The organism is Cylindrospermum stagnale PCC 7417 (assembly GCF_000317535.1).
In the GTDB taxonomy this organism is placed as follows: Bacteria; Cyanobacteriota; Cyanobacteriia; order Cyanobacteriales; family Nostocaceae; genus Cylindrospermum; species Cylindrospermum stagnale.
In genome coordinates, this window is sequence record NC_019757.1 from 1,241,210 (window position 1) to 1,254,790 (window position 13,581).

The following is a 13,581-nucleotide window of genomic DNA, read 5'->3' on the forward strand; positions in this document are numbered from 1 at the left end:
CATACAAATGAAAATGGCTGGAAATAAATAGCTGAAGAACCTTGAGATTACTATAAATCTTGGAAAATTGGAATTTATACGAATAGTGACAGAGCTTGTTCACTATTTAGTCCCAATTCAATTTATCAGGTATTTGAAGCATATTTTTTCATTGACAAAAGCAACTTGCTCTTACAGATACTTTCAGATTAATGGACTTGTTACATAAGATTTTAGTCTGACTTAATGTTGCAAGAGTCTAGCTTATTATACAAATAAATACTGCTGTAATTGGTCACTTATAGTTAAGGTATAGGTCACCTATGGTTAAGGTCTGGGTTTTTGGATTTAGGGTTTTTAATTGATAGAATGTATATATCGATTTCAAGTTTCAAATCATAGCAAACCACGTTTACCATTAGGGCGTATTGTCATCCAGTTGGTTTTAGCTAGTGCTAGCTGCTCATCAGAAACCTTGGCACCAGTAAGATTTGCACCACATAAATTAGCTCCCCGGAGATTGGCATTGCTGAGATAAGCGTAGCTGAGGTCTGCACCTCGCAGGTCTGCGCCTTCTAAATCAGTATGGTTGAAATAGGCTTTATTCAAATTAGCATCCTTGAGATTTGCTCTAGTGAGACTAGCTCTGCCAAAGTCGCTATTCTGGAGATTAGCTCCTTGGAGATTAGTTTTCTGCAATTGAGCGGAATGGAAATTGGTTTCTGATAGGTCAGCACCTGACAGGTTTAGTAAATTTAAATTGTGTAGGGCAAAATCCCGTCTGCCTTTCAGATAGGCTGTGAGTAGACCTTGGGTATCTAATTTACGTTCAACTTTAGAGGTTTGAGTTTGTGAACCATTACCGTTGCTGTTGCTGTTAGGTAAAGTTGTAGATTTGGCGATCGCAGATTTCTGGTGCATTCCCGTTGCTTGCAATCCAGCTGCTTCTGCTGCCTTGGCTCTTCTGGCTCGAATTGCTGCTGCTACCTGGGCCACGCTGGCACTGGTATTAGTCCCAGATGTGGGTGTAGGTGTAGGGTGATTCCATAAGATAGCCGAATTTTCCAGGCGGTTGTTAGGTGGCTCTTTAACAGGAGTATCAGATTTAACTAGCAAACCCTTGGCCAAACTTTCGAGGTATGGTTCTATTTCTAAGGCCCTAAGTACTTCTTCGGCAGAACGATAGCGATTGCGTACTGACACCTCCAACATTTTTCTCAACACGTTGCTCAGGTGCTCACTCACATGCACCATCTGCTCCCACATCATTTCACCCGTTGTGGGATTGTATTCCAAATCTTTAGGAGTTTTGCCAGTCAGGAGATAAATGCATGTCACCCCCACTGCGTAGATATCGCTGGCATAGACTGGACGCATAGCCATTTGCTCTGGAGGCGCAAAACCAGGAGTGCCGATCGCATAGGCAGTTAATGCTGTCTGTCCCGATTGGTTCGCACCTTGACTAACTTGGTTTTTAACGGCGCCAAAGTCGATGAGTACCATTCTGGCGTCTTGATCGCGGCGAATCAAGTTAGCTGGTTTGATATCACGGTGAATCACCTTTAGCTCGTGGATGTATTGCAGCAATGGCATGATCTCGCTTAAGAATTGCTTCACCCCAGCTTCGCTATAATTGCCATGTTGTTTTACCTCCTGCTGGAGGGTTGAACCGCTGATGTATTCCTGAACTAAGTAAAATTGTTCCTGTTCTTCAAAATAATCTAGCAACCTTGGTATTTGGGGATGATTGCCAATTTTACCGAGGGTTTTGGCTTCTCTCTCAAATAGTTCCCGCGCCATCTGCAAAATATGAGGGGCAGTTCCAGAGGGACGTAGTTGCTTGATCACACAACTCGGTTCTCCTGGTAAAACTTGATCATTGGCTAAGAAGGTTGCTCCAAAGCCACCCTGACCTAATGGTTCGATTACCCGATAGCGATCGCGCAATAGTAGTTGCGAGCCACAAGATTGGCACCTTTGGCTTTGTGCCAAATTTTCTGGATTAAGACAGGTAGGGTTTAAGCAGTAGCTCATGCACTGTCAACTCGCTGCACGAATAATAAATAGGGGAGAATTTCACTCTCTTTACATTATTTAGAGGAAAATCAATTTTCACCAGGTAATTTTTGCTGGAATCCTTTGAAGAATTCCTAAAGCTATACTGAAGTTACTTAAAGCTTTAGTAAACCAATCATCTTGGCCATAGCTAACTTAACCGTCACTTTCTCGACTATTATCTCACTTATAGACATAAGGTAATTTATAACCTTTTATACATGTTTATTTTACAATAAAGTCACAATTTATAGTATAAAACTAAGTAATTTCATTTATTTTACTTTGGCTACGACAGGCACGGTTAATTCCTGTGTGCTCAACAGTAATTAGAGAAAGCGATGACGGCAGTAACCCCATTGCCGATAGATCAGCGTAAGAAATGCTGAGTCCTTAGCAGGAGAAGAACACAGTCAGGAAGCTGCACCGCAGGCACTGTGTTTAGTCAGGACTCAGCACTTTCGACTCAGTACTCTATTGGTTACAGGCTAGACAGTACATCCCGTGCAACTGCTAAAGTCTGCTCAATATCTTCCTCAGTGTGTGCCAAGGAGGAAAATCCAGCCTCAAACTGAGATGGTGCTAAGTAAATACCGCGCTCTAACATGCCGCGATGGAAGCGCCCAAACTTAGCTGTATCAGATTTTTTGGCATCCTCGTAGTTATGGACTGGTCCTGAGGTGAAAAATAAGCCAAACATAGCACTGATGTGACCACCACAAGCCGCATGACCAGTGTCTTTGGCAATTTGCACCAAGCCTGCTGCTAATTTCTGCGTAATCCGCTCTAAGTACTCGTAAGTACCAGGTTTTTGCAGCAATTCCAGAGTTTTAATCCCAGCAGTCATTGCTAGAGGATTACCAGAAAGAGTCCCAGCTTGATATACAGGGCCTGCGGGGGCAACCATTGACATGATTTCGCGGCGGCCACCATAAGCACCCACTGGCAAACCACCACCAATAATCTTACCCAAAGTAGTCAAATCGGGGGTGACGCCAAATTTCTCTTGAGCGCCACCGTAGGCAATACGGAAGCCTGTCATTACTTCGTCAAACACTAACAAAGCGCCGTGTTCGTGGGTAAGTTCCCGTAATCCTTCTAGGAAACCAGCATCGGGAGTAATAAACCCAGCATTGCCGACAACTGGTTCGAGAATCACACCGGCAATTTCGTCGCGGTTTTCTGCAAATAAGGCTTTAACTGCTTCTAGGTCATTGAAAGGCGCGGTTAGAGTATCGCTAGTTGCTGCTTTCGGTACTCCTGGCGAGTCGGGTAAGCCGAGTGTAGCCACACCAGAACCTGCCTTGACGAGGAACATATCAGCGTGTCCGTGGTAGCAACCTTCAAACTTGATGATTTTATCCCGGTTGGTGAAGGCTCGCATCAGCCGCAACACTGCCATACAAGCTTCTGTACCAGAGTTGACAAATCTGACCATTTCGATGCTAGGAACGGCATCAATGACCATTTCTGCCAAGACATTTTCTAGGAATGAGGGAGCACCAAAGCTGGTGCCCTTGGACAAGGCTGTATGCAGCGCCGCGATCACTTCTGGATGAGCATGACCGCAAATGGCTGGACCCCAAGTGCCGACATAGTCAATGTATTGGTTGCCATCTACATCCCAAATGTATGCACCGTTAACGCGCTCGAAAACAATCGGTTGTCCGCCGACCGATTTGAAGGCGCGAACTGGAGAACTGACTCCTCCTGGCATCAGGTTTTGGGCAGCGGCGAAGATTTCTTGTGATTTTGTGGTTTTAATTGTGGTATTTACCAATTTGCTCTCTCCTAGCAGCGGGAAATAAAAAAGCTCTATCTCAGGATAGGGTGAAAAGCTGCTGAGATTTTCTATCCTAGTGGAATTAGACGCACCAAAAAAATAACAATTATGATTTCATATAAGTCGAATAAAGACTTGCCTTTAGACATTCGGATTCGATTATCTGAGGCATCCCAAGAGCTTTACCGGGCAGCTTTTAACTCGGCGATTCATTGGTATGGTGAAGCAGCTAAAGCTCACAAAGTCGCCTTGAGTGCTGTGAAGATGCAGTCCGCTATGGAGAGAAATGCTCTGGTTTAGGGGCCAAGCAAAAAGTTGTATGGCCAAAAATGTACCAGTTGCTCGATGCGGAATGGTATCTTGAGTCCATAAATCATTCTCAAAGCGAGCAAATTAGCCTGTATGTCTTCTTCCGATCTGCATTCACTGCATCACGCCATCCCTGTTGAGAAAATCCGCTACGATCAACAGGGTCTAGTGCCGGCAATTGTCCAAGATTATCTAGATGGCACGGTCTTGATGATGGCATGGATGAATCGGGATTCGCTACAACAGACTTTGACAACAGGAGAAACTTGGTTTTGGAGTCGTTCGCGTCAGGAGTTGTGGCACAAAGGGGCGACTTCTGGGCATATTCAGAAAGTCCAGAGCATACGTTATGACTGTGACAGCGATGCGTTACTCATTGGAGTAGAACAGTTAGGAGATATCGCCTGCCACACTGGTGAGCGCAGTTGTTTTCATCAAGTAGAAGGAAAAATTGCCCCACCACCAGGGGATACATTGTCCCAGTTGTTTGAGGTAATATGCGATCGCCGCGACCACCCGAATGAAAGTTCTTACACCTGTAAATTATTCGCCGGTGGTGACAATAAGATTTTGAAAAAGATCGGTGAGGAAAGCGCTGAGGTGGTAATGGCGTTTAAAGATGATGAGGAAGAGGCGATCGCATCTGAAGTGGCAGATTTGCTATATCATACCCTCGTAGCCTTAGCCCACCATCAAGTTGACTTAAAATCGGTGTACCGCAAGTTGCAAGAACGTCGTCGATAACGGCGAAACTTGTCAGCCAATTCGCTATCATGGCAAATTAAGCGGCTGTCAGAAATAGGTCTGACGCCAAATTGACGCGAAACCCTTGATTTACCACAGGGGCAGTTAATGAAATGCCCCTAAAGGGACTCTCACAGCAGTTTTCGATTGATTAGACCAGACTGTAGAGACGTTGTATGCAAAGTCTCTAGCAAACATGTATTCCATTCACATTCCCAGCGCCGTAAGGCTACGATGCCTTAATATCCTGATCTCTTAGGTTGTGGGGATGTATCACGCTTACACGCTTTGCGCTTAGATATCAGCAAAATATTGTGTTTTTGTAATTCTTATCATTAGCTGAACTTTTCCTTACTCATTCCACAGAGTTTCCACAAGGATTTTATTAGTTTTCCACAGATGGTCTACGAACAAATAGGCTCTTGCCAGCTTATTGGGGATTTAACACTTGCAAAGTTCAGGAACTTCAGTACCTGAGTTTTTGTTAAGCAAAGTAACAATAAACCGCCTCTAAGCCTGATTATTTCGTAAACATTTATTTTTGCTCTAGTTGTTTTTAACATTTCGCAGCATTGACAAACCTACCCCCTGATAGCGCACAATGATTCGGCTTGCTTTTATAGTCCGTTCAACCGTCAGCATCAACTGTGTAAAATTACCTCAGATGAAGGGTGCAGATTGTCGGGCAGACGAAGGACTGTGTGAGTTAGCCCAAGACTGCCTCACCGCAAGCAACTTGTCCCTCTTGATTGCCCTCTGAGAAGGAAAATCTTATGAACGCAACAGTTAACATCTTTACAGAAATTCCCGAAACACTCCACGAATCCCTAAAAAACTATTTAGAGACACATCCCGATTGGGATCAAACCAGAGTATTGACAGCAGCGCTATCGCTGTTTTTGCTGCAAAATGGAGATAGCGATCGCCGCGCTGCCCGCGTCTATCTAGAAACTTTGTTCCATAACTGCTAATTAACATCCTCCCACTGCCAAAGGACGTACCGCGATGGCGGAGGATTCCGAGAATCACTTCTTAGGCTTCCTCTTCCCACGCACTGGCTTACTTTGATGAGGAAACCACCGTGCAGCAGTAGGCTTGTTGCTTGTCCTCATCAGAAAATTAGCCCAAATATATGATATTGAAACTGAAGTTAACTTGATTTCGACTGAATTAGGCGGTCGAAAGAGTCCTGTAAGTAGCGGGTTGCGTCCAGAATTTCGTTATGACGATCAAAATTGGATTGCCACATTATTCACAGATGAAGATGTTCATTTGGTATATCCTGGTCAAACAATTGTGGCCTATTTCGTCTCACTTAGCCCCCATCGTCATCTAGGTAAGCTTTATCCCGGCAAAGAGTTTACCCTTTCTAAACAATACTCAAAATTTGATTGACAGGTAAGCGGACTAGAGACATTGCTAGCAACGTCGCTTCAATCTCCACCACCAGAGGACAGGCTAGATGCCTGTCCTAAAAATTTTGCTGCGTTTGTCCAAAACAGACTCTTGACTTCTAGGTAAATTATGAGAAGCTAATAATTAGCTTATCTAAATATACGAAGTGCAGAGAACTCGTGACAAGACTTACGGGAAAACCAGACCTGTCAGAACAACTTGCTAATACTCCTAGAGCGGTCATTTTGGAAACCCAGGGATTGACACGCCGCTTTGGCAAGGCGACCGCAGTTGATACCTTAAACATATCTGTAGAACAGGGTGAAGTGTTTGGCTTGCTCGGCCCCAATGGCGCGGGTAAAAGTACTGTGATTAAGATGTTGACCACCCTACTACCTCTCAGTGGGGGGAAAGCAACTCTAGCTGGCTATGATGTGACTCATCAATCCACTGCCGTCAGACGGGTTATCGGCTATGTGCCTCAAGCTCTTTCGGCTGATGGTAGCCTCACTGGTTATGAAAATCTTTTAATTTTTGCCAAGCTATATGAAATTCCTCGTAGCCGACGCGAGCGCTCTATCCGTGATGCTCTGACTTTTATGGGTTTGCAGGATGTAGCACATCGTTTGGTAAGAACTTACTCCGGTGGGATGATTCGCAAGTTGGAAATTGCCGAATCCATTATGCATCAACCCCAGATTTTGTTTCTAGACGAGCCAACCGTCGGATTAGATCCGATTGCTCGCACTCAGGTATGGACACTCGTCCAAGAACTCTGTGCGGAGTACGGTACAACTATATTTTTAACAACTCACTTTTTAGAAGAAGCCGATATTCTGTGTAACCGAGTGGCGATTATGCAGCAGGGTAAGGAGATGATCACAGGCACACCGACTGACTTAAAAGCCTCCTTAGGTAAGGCTCGCGCAACTTTGGACGATGTCTTTATTCACTACACAGGCGATCAATTAGCCTCAGGAGTCAGCTACCGTGAAACCGCAAGAACCAGACGTGATGCTCAACGGTTGGGCTAGAGCCAGTCATCCCCGCCGACCTAATCTGATCTCTGCAATTAATGAACTAATTACGAAAACCCTCGTAATTACTGAACTGGAAGTGCGGAAACTCCGGCACGATCCTACTGATTTAGTGATTCGAGCTGTGCAACCGGCGTTATGGCTGCTGATTTTTGGGCAAGTGTTCTCTCAAACTCGGGCAATTCCTACAGGGAACTTACCCTATTTAGACTTTATGTCTGCTGGCATTCTGGCTCAGAGTGTGCTGTTTGTGGCAATTTTCACTGGCGGGATGACGCTGATTTGGGAGCGAGATTTAGGGGTGGTGCATAAATTCCTGGCTAGTCCTACACCCCGTGCAGCAATGGTGTTGGGCAAATCCCTAGCCTGTGGAATCCGGTGCTTATCACAGGTATTGATCATTTACGCATTGGCTCTGCTGTTAGGTGTAAAACTAAATCTCCATCCTGTAGCGATGATCAAAGTGCTACTGATTGTAATTTTAGGGGCGGGTTGTTTTTGTACTTTTTCTTTAATCATTGGCTGTTTGGTAAAAACCCGAGAACGGATGACGGGAATTGGGCAACTATTAACTATGCCGTTATTTTTTGCCAGCAATGCCATTTATCCGATTTCACTAATGCCCAACTGGTTAAAATATCTTTCCCACTTGAATCCCTTAACTTATGAGGTGGATGCTTTACGGGGGACGATGCTAGCGAATGGCACTAGTATCTATGGCTTTGGTTTAGACTGTGCAATTCTCTTGTTAACATTAGTAGGCTTGACCCTCATCTGTGGAAAACTTTATCCACGGGTGGCAATGTAATCAGGAGCATAACTATCTCATGAAGCTCGGTAAACCCTCTCAAGGTGCAACTTCCTCTGAATGTGCCACCAGAGTAATGGATACAATTCCATTGATCATGCGATTTATCCGTGGGGATATGCGAGCTCACAGTGCTGCTTCTTTATCTATACCTCAGTTGCGATCGCTTGCTTTTCTCAACCGCAATCCAGGTGCTTCTCTTTCTGACTTGGCAGAGCATCTGGGTGTGACTTGTGCCACGGCATCAAGCACCACAGAACGGCTAGTACAACGCAACTTTGTCCAACGCTGTGATCATCCCCAAGAGCGACGGCGGGTGGTTCTCAGTCTCACAGACGAGGGAAAATATCATCTTCAACAATCCCTCGATCAAACTCGCGCTCATATTGCAGACTTGCTCCAAGGTCTGACACCAGAGCAGGTTTCACAAATTGAAGAAGTATTGGCTTTACTAAAAAATGTCTTCGAGCAAACGGAACTCAAAGCTCCCTAATACTCAGGTTGCAAAACACGATGCCTTTGCAGCCTTGAGGTTTCCAGACTATCGACTATTTATTATCGGGCGTGTACTCCTGTTTACGGGGTTCCAAATCAGAAATATTGCCGTGGGCTGGGAATTGTATGAGCGCACGGGTTCAGCACTGGTTCTAGGTGGTGTGGGTCTGGTGCAGGTGATCCCAATCATTGCTCTCACCTTATTTGCTGGTCATCTAGCAGATAAATACGATCGCAAACGCATCATGATGTTCACGGTATTGATATCGGGTCTATCTTCCCTAGGGTTGGCATTCTTCTCTTACATCCAAGCACCAATTTATCTGGTGTACGCTTGTTTGCTGGTAACGGGTGCAGCTAGAGCATTTAATAAACCTGCCAGTGATTCTATTTTGTGGCAGTTGATACCTAAGAGTGCTTTTACAAGTGCTGCCACTTGGAATAGTAGCAGCTTTCAAATTGCCGCCATCACTGGGCCTGCTTTGGGAGGATTAGCGATCGCCTATTTAGGTAGTGCCACAGGAGTATATTTACTAGCATCTTTGGCAGCGCTGCTATCTTTTCTTTCTATCTTGATGATCGCTGACCAAAAAACTATTCGTTCCACAGAGCCAATTTCTATCAAGGCTTTAGCTGCTGGTGCTGAATTTGTCTGGCAAAATCAGTTGATTTTCGCAGCGATTACCTTAGATTTATTTGCCGTCTTGTTAGGGGGTGCAACAGCGCTGTTACCCATATTTGCCAAGGATATTTTGCACGTCGGCCCGGTGGAGTTGGGATATTTACAAGCAGCTCCCTCTATTGGCGCACTAATTGTGGCATTTGTCATGGCATACCTGCCGCCCTTACGCAAAGCCGGACTTGCCTTACTTTGGGCTGTGGTAGGCTTCGGTGTGGTAACAATTATCTTTGGGCTTTCCCGTTGGTTTTGGCTGTCACTGCTGATGTTGGTGCTGAGTGGCGCACTTGATAATATTAGCGTGATCGTTCGCAATACCTTGGTGCAAATCAAGACTCCCGATAATTTACGCGGTCGGGTTGCTGCCATCAATGGTGTATTTATTAGTACGTCAAATGAGTTAGGCGGCTTTGAGTCAGGCTTGGCTGCGGCTTTGTTCGGCCCGGTAGCTGCTGTTGTTGGTGGGGGAATTGGGACGATTTTGGTAGTAGTGGCAGTGGCTTCGATTTGGTCAGGGATTCGCAATTTAGGGGCGTTGCATGAGATGGAGTAAAAGCGTAAGCATACCGCTGCGGGGAAGCAAGCTACTCGCAGCGTATCGTAGAGAAAACATCTCCACTACAAAAATTAACTTGACAGGTGTATTGTTATAGCAATTTTATTTATTCTAACCTAACACATAGCCTAAATTATACATAACAGCGATCACTATTACAAAAATTAACTTGACAGTCGTACCATTCTCTGTGTAAGAACAATAAAAGATAACTTAATTAAAATTGCTCAAAAAACGGGAACATTTACGGTAGATAACGCTGTAAGATTCATGTCAAGATATTTTGACTGCAATAAACCAAATGGAGAGGGGTGAAAGCGTTCCCTTCGATGCAGATAAATAAAATCTGGCGAGAGAAAAATACTGGCGAAATAATCCGGTAAGTAACGCTTTTATCTACTTGTCTCTTAGCCAGGCTCTAGTACACCTGGTAGTAGTGATAGCGTCTCTCCAAGCCTTTATTTAATGCATCCGTTTTAGAGGTTTGCCGTGAAAGTTACTATTCGAGATAGCAAAATTCTGAAAACTATAGAACCCAATGTTCTAGAGACATATTTGAAAAGTAATGGCTGGCAGAAAAAAGGACATATTTATGATGGTGCTGGAGCTATTTGGAAATATAAAAAATATGCTGAAGGTGAATTTGAAATTTTACTGCCATTGAGGCAAAGTTTATATGATTATGCGGCCAGAATTATTGATGCTATCAAGATATTAGAAGAGGTAGAAAATCGCTCTCAAATTCATATTTTAAGTGAACTAATCACTACTTACCCCAATATTACCATTCAGGGTGTAGTCATGCAAATTCAAATGCCTAATCCAAATCAATTAAGGGGAGAAATTACCTTATTAGGCGTTGTTGTGGATCAACTGCGGAAAATTCACACCGAACTAGCCGACTGTGATTATATCTTGGCTATTAAAGCTTATCAAGAACGTTCACCAGTATTTTGTATAGGTGATTTAATAAAAAAAAATAATAGATTTATTCTAGAAAATCCCCGGCAATTTAGCCTAGACAAACTCGCCAATACTTAATGTTATTTCTGTGGGGAGAAGCATGAAAGTTATCACCCCACAATTTTTGCTAATTCTACTGATGTCCTAAGATGGGATGGGGTTTGTAGGGTGATTCTAGCAACTGGCGCTCATCATCAGAAAGCAGCAAATCCACTGCCTCAACAGCATCTTTGAGATGTTCTATCTTACTAGCACCGATGATGGGAGCAGTTACACCTGGTTGCTGCAATAGCCAAGCTAGGGCAATTTGTGCTGGTTTCACACCACGTTTTTGGGCTAATTCCACAACGCGATCAACTATTTGAAAATCCGACTCTTGGTAGTAGAGATTATGAGCAAATTCATCGGTTTTAGCCCGCACGGTTTCGCCGAAGCCTTCTTTTTGCCGATTTCCAGCCAGAAAACCCCGCGCTAGTGGACTCCAGGGAATGATGCCAATTCCTTGATCTAGAGATATTTGATCCCGAATCGATTGTTGGGATCGACTTGGGCTTAAAAGAGTTTCTGACTGACTCTCAGGGAATAGCTGTTCCTATCCCTCAGCATTACCGCAAATCTCAGAAACGATTAAAGGTTATTCAAAAACGTGTATCACGTCGGAGAAAAGGAAGTAACCGCCGCAAAAAAGCAATTAGCCAAGTGGCAAAACACCATAAAAAAATAGCTGATCAGCGAAAAGATTTCCACTTTAAAACAGCTAGCAAACTCCTGAAAAAATATGATGTTGTCGTTCACGAAGATTTAAATATTAAAGGTCTTTCTCGTTCTATGCTAGCCAAATCTGTGCATGATGCCGGATGGGGTAGTTTCTTATCAATACTAACAACCAAAGCCGTTCGCGTAGCGTGCCGGAGGCATAAATGCTGGGTTGATGGTAATTGCTGTGAATCCATCGGGTACATCACTTGACTGTTCTAGCTGTGGGGTGAAAGTTACAAAAGCGCTGCACATCCGTCAGCATATTTGCAGTTGTGGATGTAATTTGGATCGAGATCATAATGCGGCGCTCAACATATTAAATAAGGCGGCAGGTCATTCCGTCTTTAAAGCCAAGAGTCTCCTCAGCAGTAGCTGGATTGTCTTGGAAGCCCCCACTATAATCGGTACTCCGATTTAGTGGTGGGAGATGTCACCAAGATTGACGTATTTCATAATTCAAAAAGGAGAAAATCCAGTCTCTAGATTTTTATATCTGCGAGGATGCTTGCTGGCTTCTGCCTAGGTGGGTGTATGTCTTAGCTAATTGCCGTTGGATTAGAGGAATGTTGTTGCGGGCCGCATGACGCTTTTCAAGGATATTCACGGCTTTATGATACTTGCTGGCACGAATTAGGGCATCAAGATAAATTTGCTCAAATAAATCTCGTTGGGCATGGGAACCACCGGTGGAATACAATTCGGGCAATACTGGTTCTAGTTGAGCGATCGCATTTTGCCAATCACCTTGAGCATGGGCTATCATCCCCTTAGCCGCAGGTAATGCCACTTGTTTCCAAGTTTTGCGAGCATAAGGTAAAGCTTTTTCGGCGTAATCTTGGATGCTCTCTAACATCTGTGTCGCCCAGTCATCCTTACCAGCCCGCACCAGCGCATAGATGTATTGTAGATCCAGAAAGGCGATCGCGTGTTCGTGAAGTCTGGGATATAAATAAGCGGCGATTTCCTGCCAGCGAGAACCGACATCTACCCCGCGCAACTCCAACCTTAACAGTAGGGAAATGGCGTTGATTTGCTCCCGTGCAGCGTCTTTATTGGCACGTCCCCAAATATGTTGATCATAAATTTCTACCGCCTGGTGAAAATTATCGGCATCTAGGTGGTAGAGGGCAGTATGCCACCAAAGATGGGTGTAAAATGCCAGGTCGGTGTTTTCCCAAGTGTCAGCGAGACTTTCCATCCAAGCGATTCCCTCTTCTAGGCGACCTTGAGTTTCTAAAACATGGGCAACAGCGTGATGGGCCCATGGGTGATGACGCTTCATCTCAACTGCCTGCCGTCCTGCTGCTTCTGCTTCTACTAATCGGTGACATTCTTCTAAACCAAAAGCCAGAATTCCATACATATAAGGATTCTCGCGATTAGCGGGGAAAACTTTTTCGGCAATTTGCAGTAACCCCTGACTATTGCCGATATTTCTTTGGTGGTACTGGCAGATATGCACCGAAGCTAAATCACGGGGATAGCGATCGCTAATTGTTTGATGAATAGCGATCGCTTGTTGTAGATCACGAATAGCCCAAGCGTCAATCGCCCTCACAAATAGCTTTTCTCGTTCATTGGCCTGTGCTAAATTCTTGTTTGCCGCATCCAAATAGGGCGTCGCCAACTTCAAAGCATCAGCTTTACCCGAAAACAGGTAAAAAGCTACAACTTGAGCATTTGCGATCACACAAGCTGGATCTGCCTCAACCGCCTTGAGAATAACTTGGGCATCATTGCCAACACCTAATAACTCATCAACAAAGCGATTTACGGCTGTTACCGCCTCTAATGAATCAGTGGTGATTTCCAGTTCTTGAGAATCTTGCAACATCGTTTTTCCCAGAGCATTACACGCCTACTAGCACTAAGTAGTGATAAATTTACTTAGGGCAAATCCCAATGATGTAAGCATCTTGGTTGATCGCTGCGTGTGAATTAATTAAATTTATGGCAGCTGACTTTTCCCAACTTAACTTTTATCTACTGTATATCAATCGAGATACAGTAGATTATAGC

At 44.3% G+C, this 13,581-nt stretch carries 14 protein-coding genes and 1 pseudogene; 11 read left to right on the forward strand and 4 right to left on the reverse strand.

Going from position 1 to position 13,581, the window contains the following annotated elements; all coding sequences use genetic code 11:
• Positions 1 to 375 precede the first annotated feature (375 nt).
• Positions 376 to 2,013: a serine/threonine-protein kinase gene (locus tag CYLST_RS05125; RefSeq protein ID WP_015206646.1), complete on the reverse strand. Its 1,638-nt coding sequence runs from the start codon at positions 2,011 to 2,013 to the stop codon at positions 376 to 378.
• Positions 2,014 to 2,515: 502 nt separating this feature from the next.
• Positions 2,516 to 3,814, reverse strand: a complete 1,299-nt coding sequence (hemL, locus tag CYLST_RS05130; protein WP_015206647.1) for a glutamate-1-semialdehyde 2,1-aminomutase — start codon at positions 3,812 to 3,814, stop codon at positions 2,516 to 2,518.
• 114 nt (positions 3,815 to 3,928) lie between these two features.
• Here hemL and CYLST_RS05135 point away from each other — a divergent pair, with 114 nt between their 5' ends.
• The 10 genes from CYLST_RS05135 to CYLST_RS05175 all read left to right on the forward strand — a co-directional run bounded on the left by CYLST_RS05135 (position 3,929) and on the right by CYLST_RS05175 (position 10,881).
• A complete protein-coding gene (locus tag CYLST_RS05135) occupies positions 3,929 to 4,117 on the forward strand; it encodes a ChaB family protein (protein ID WP_041233443.1) in 189 nt (62 codons plus the stop codon).
• A gap of 102 nt (positions 4,118 to 4,219) precedes the next feature.
• Positions 4,220 to 4,870, forward strand: a complete 651-nt coding sequence (gene hisIE / locus CYLST_RS05140; protein WP_015206649.1) for a bifunctional phosphoribosyl-AMP cyclohydrolase/phosphoribosyl-ATP diphosphatase HisIE — start codon at positions 4,220 to 4,222, stop codon at positions 4,868 to 4,870.
• 601 nt (positions 4,871 to 5,471) lie between these two features.
• Positions 5,472 to 5,630: a hypothetical protein gene (locus CYLST_RS34165; RefSeq protein ID WP_157162528.1), complete on the forward strand. Its 159-nt coding sequence runs from the start codon at positions 5,472 to 5,474 to the stop codon at positions 5,628 to 5,630.
• Positions 5,631 to 5,643: 13 nt separating this feature from the next.
• Positions 5,644 to 5,841: a DUF2811 domain-containing protein gene (locus CYLST_RS05145; protein ID WP_015206650.1), complete on the forward strand. Its 198-nt coding sequence runs from the start codon at positions 5,644 to 5,646 to the stop codon at positions 5,839 to 5,841.
• 127 nt (positions 5,842 to 5,968) lie between these two features.
• The gene (locus tag CYLST_RS05150; protein ID WP_051056096.1) at positions 5,969 to 6,265 is read left to right on the forward strand and encodes a hypothetical protein; all 297 of its coding nucleotides are present in this window, start codon (positions 5,969 to 5,971) and stop codon (positions 6,263 to 6,265) included.
• A gap of 179 nt (positions 6,266 to 6,444) precedes the next feature.
• A complete protein-coding gene (locus tag CYLST_RS05155) occupies positions 6,445 to 7,299 on the forward strand; it encodes an ATP-binding cassette domain-containing protein (protein ID WP_015206651.1) in 855 nt (284 codons plus the stop codon).
• Entirely contained in the window at positions 7,256 to 8,110 is an 855-nt protein-coding gene (locus tag CYLST_RS05160) for an ABC transporter permease (protein WP_015206652.1), read from the forward strand. The genes CYLST_RS05155 and CYLST_RS05160 overlap by 44 nt, the downstream gene beginning before the upstream one ends.
• A gap of 19 nt (positions 8,111 to 8,129) precedes the next feature.
• Positions 8,130 to 8,603, forward strand: coding sequence for a MarR family winged helix-turn-helix transcriptional regulator (locus CYLST_RS05165; RefSeq protein WP_015206653.1), 474 nt, complete (start codon positions 8,130 to 8,132; stop codon positions 8,601 to 8,603).
• Positions 8,569 to 9,837 (forward strand): MFS transporter, encoded by a 1,269-nt coding sequence (locus CYLST_RS05170; RefSeq protein WP_015206654.1) that lies wholly within the window; start codon positions 8,569 to 8,571, stop codon positions 9,835 to 9,837. Before CYLST_RS05165 ends, CYLST_RS05170 begins: the two co-directional genes overlap by 35 nt.
• 492 nt (positions 9,838 to 10,329) lie before the next feature.
• Positions 10,330 to 10,881: a hypothetical protein gene (locus CYLST_RS05175; protein ID WP_015206655.1), complete on the forward strand. Its 552-nt coding sequence runs from the start codon at positions 10,330 to 10,332 to the stop codon at positions 10,879 to 10,881.
• Between the two features lie 55 nt (positions 10,882 to 10,936).
• Here CYLST_RS05175 and CYLST_RS05180 read toward each other — a convergent pair whose 3' ends face one another.
• The gene (locus tag CYLST_RS05180; RefSeq protein ID WP_342663890.1) at positions 10,937 to 11,332 is read right to left on the reverse strand and encodes an aldo/keto reductase; all 396 of its coding nucleotides are present in this window, start codon (positions 11,330 to 11,332) and stop codon (positions 10,937 to 10,939) included.
• Between CYLST_RS05180 and CYLST_RS05185 the strand changes: the two are divergent.
• Positions 11,323 to 11,980, forward strand: a pseudogene (locus tag CYLST_RS05185) (RNA-guided endonuclease InsQ/TnpB family protein); the annotation flags it as partial. The gene CYLST_RS05180 and the pseudogene CYLST_RS05185 overlap by 10 nt on opposite strands.
• A 69-nt stretch (positions 11,981 to 12,049) precedes the next feature.
• Here CYLST_RS05185 and CYLST_RS05190 read toward each other — a convergent pair.
• Positions 12,050 to 13,396, reverse strand: coding sequence for a tetratricopeptide repeat protein (locus CYLST_RS05190; RefSeq protein WP_015206656.1), 1,347 nt, complete (start codon positions 13,394 to 13,396; stop codon positions 12,050 to 12,052).
• Positions 13,397 to 13,581 lie beyond the last annotated feature (185 nt).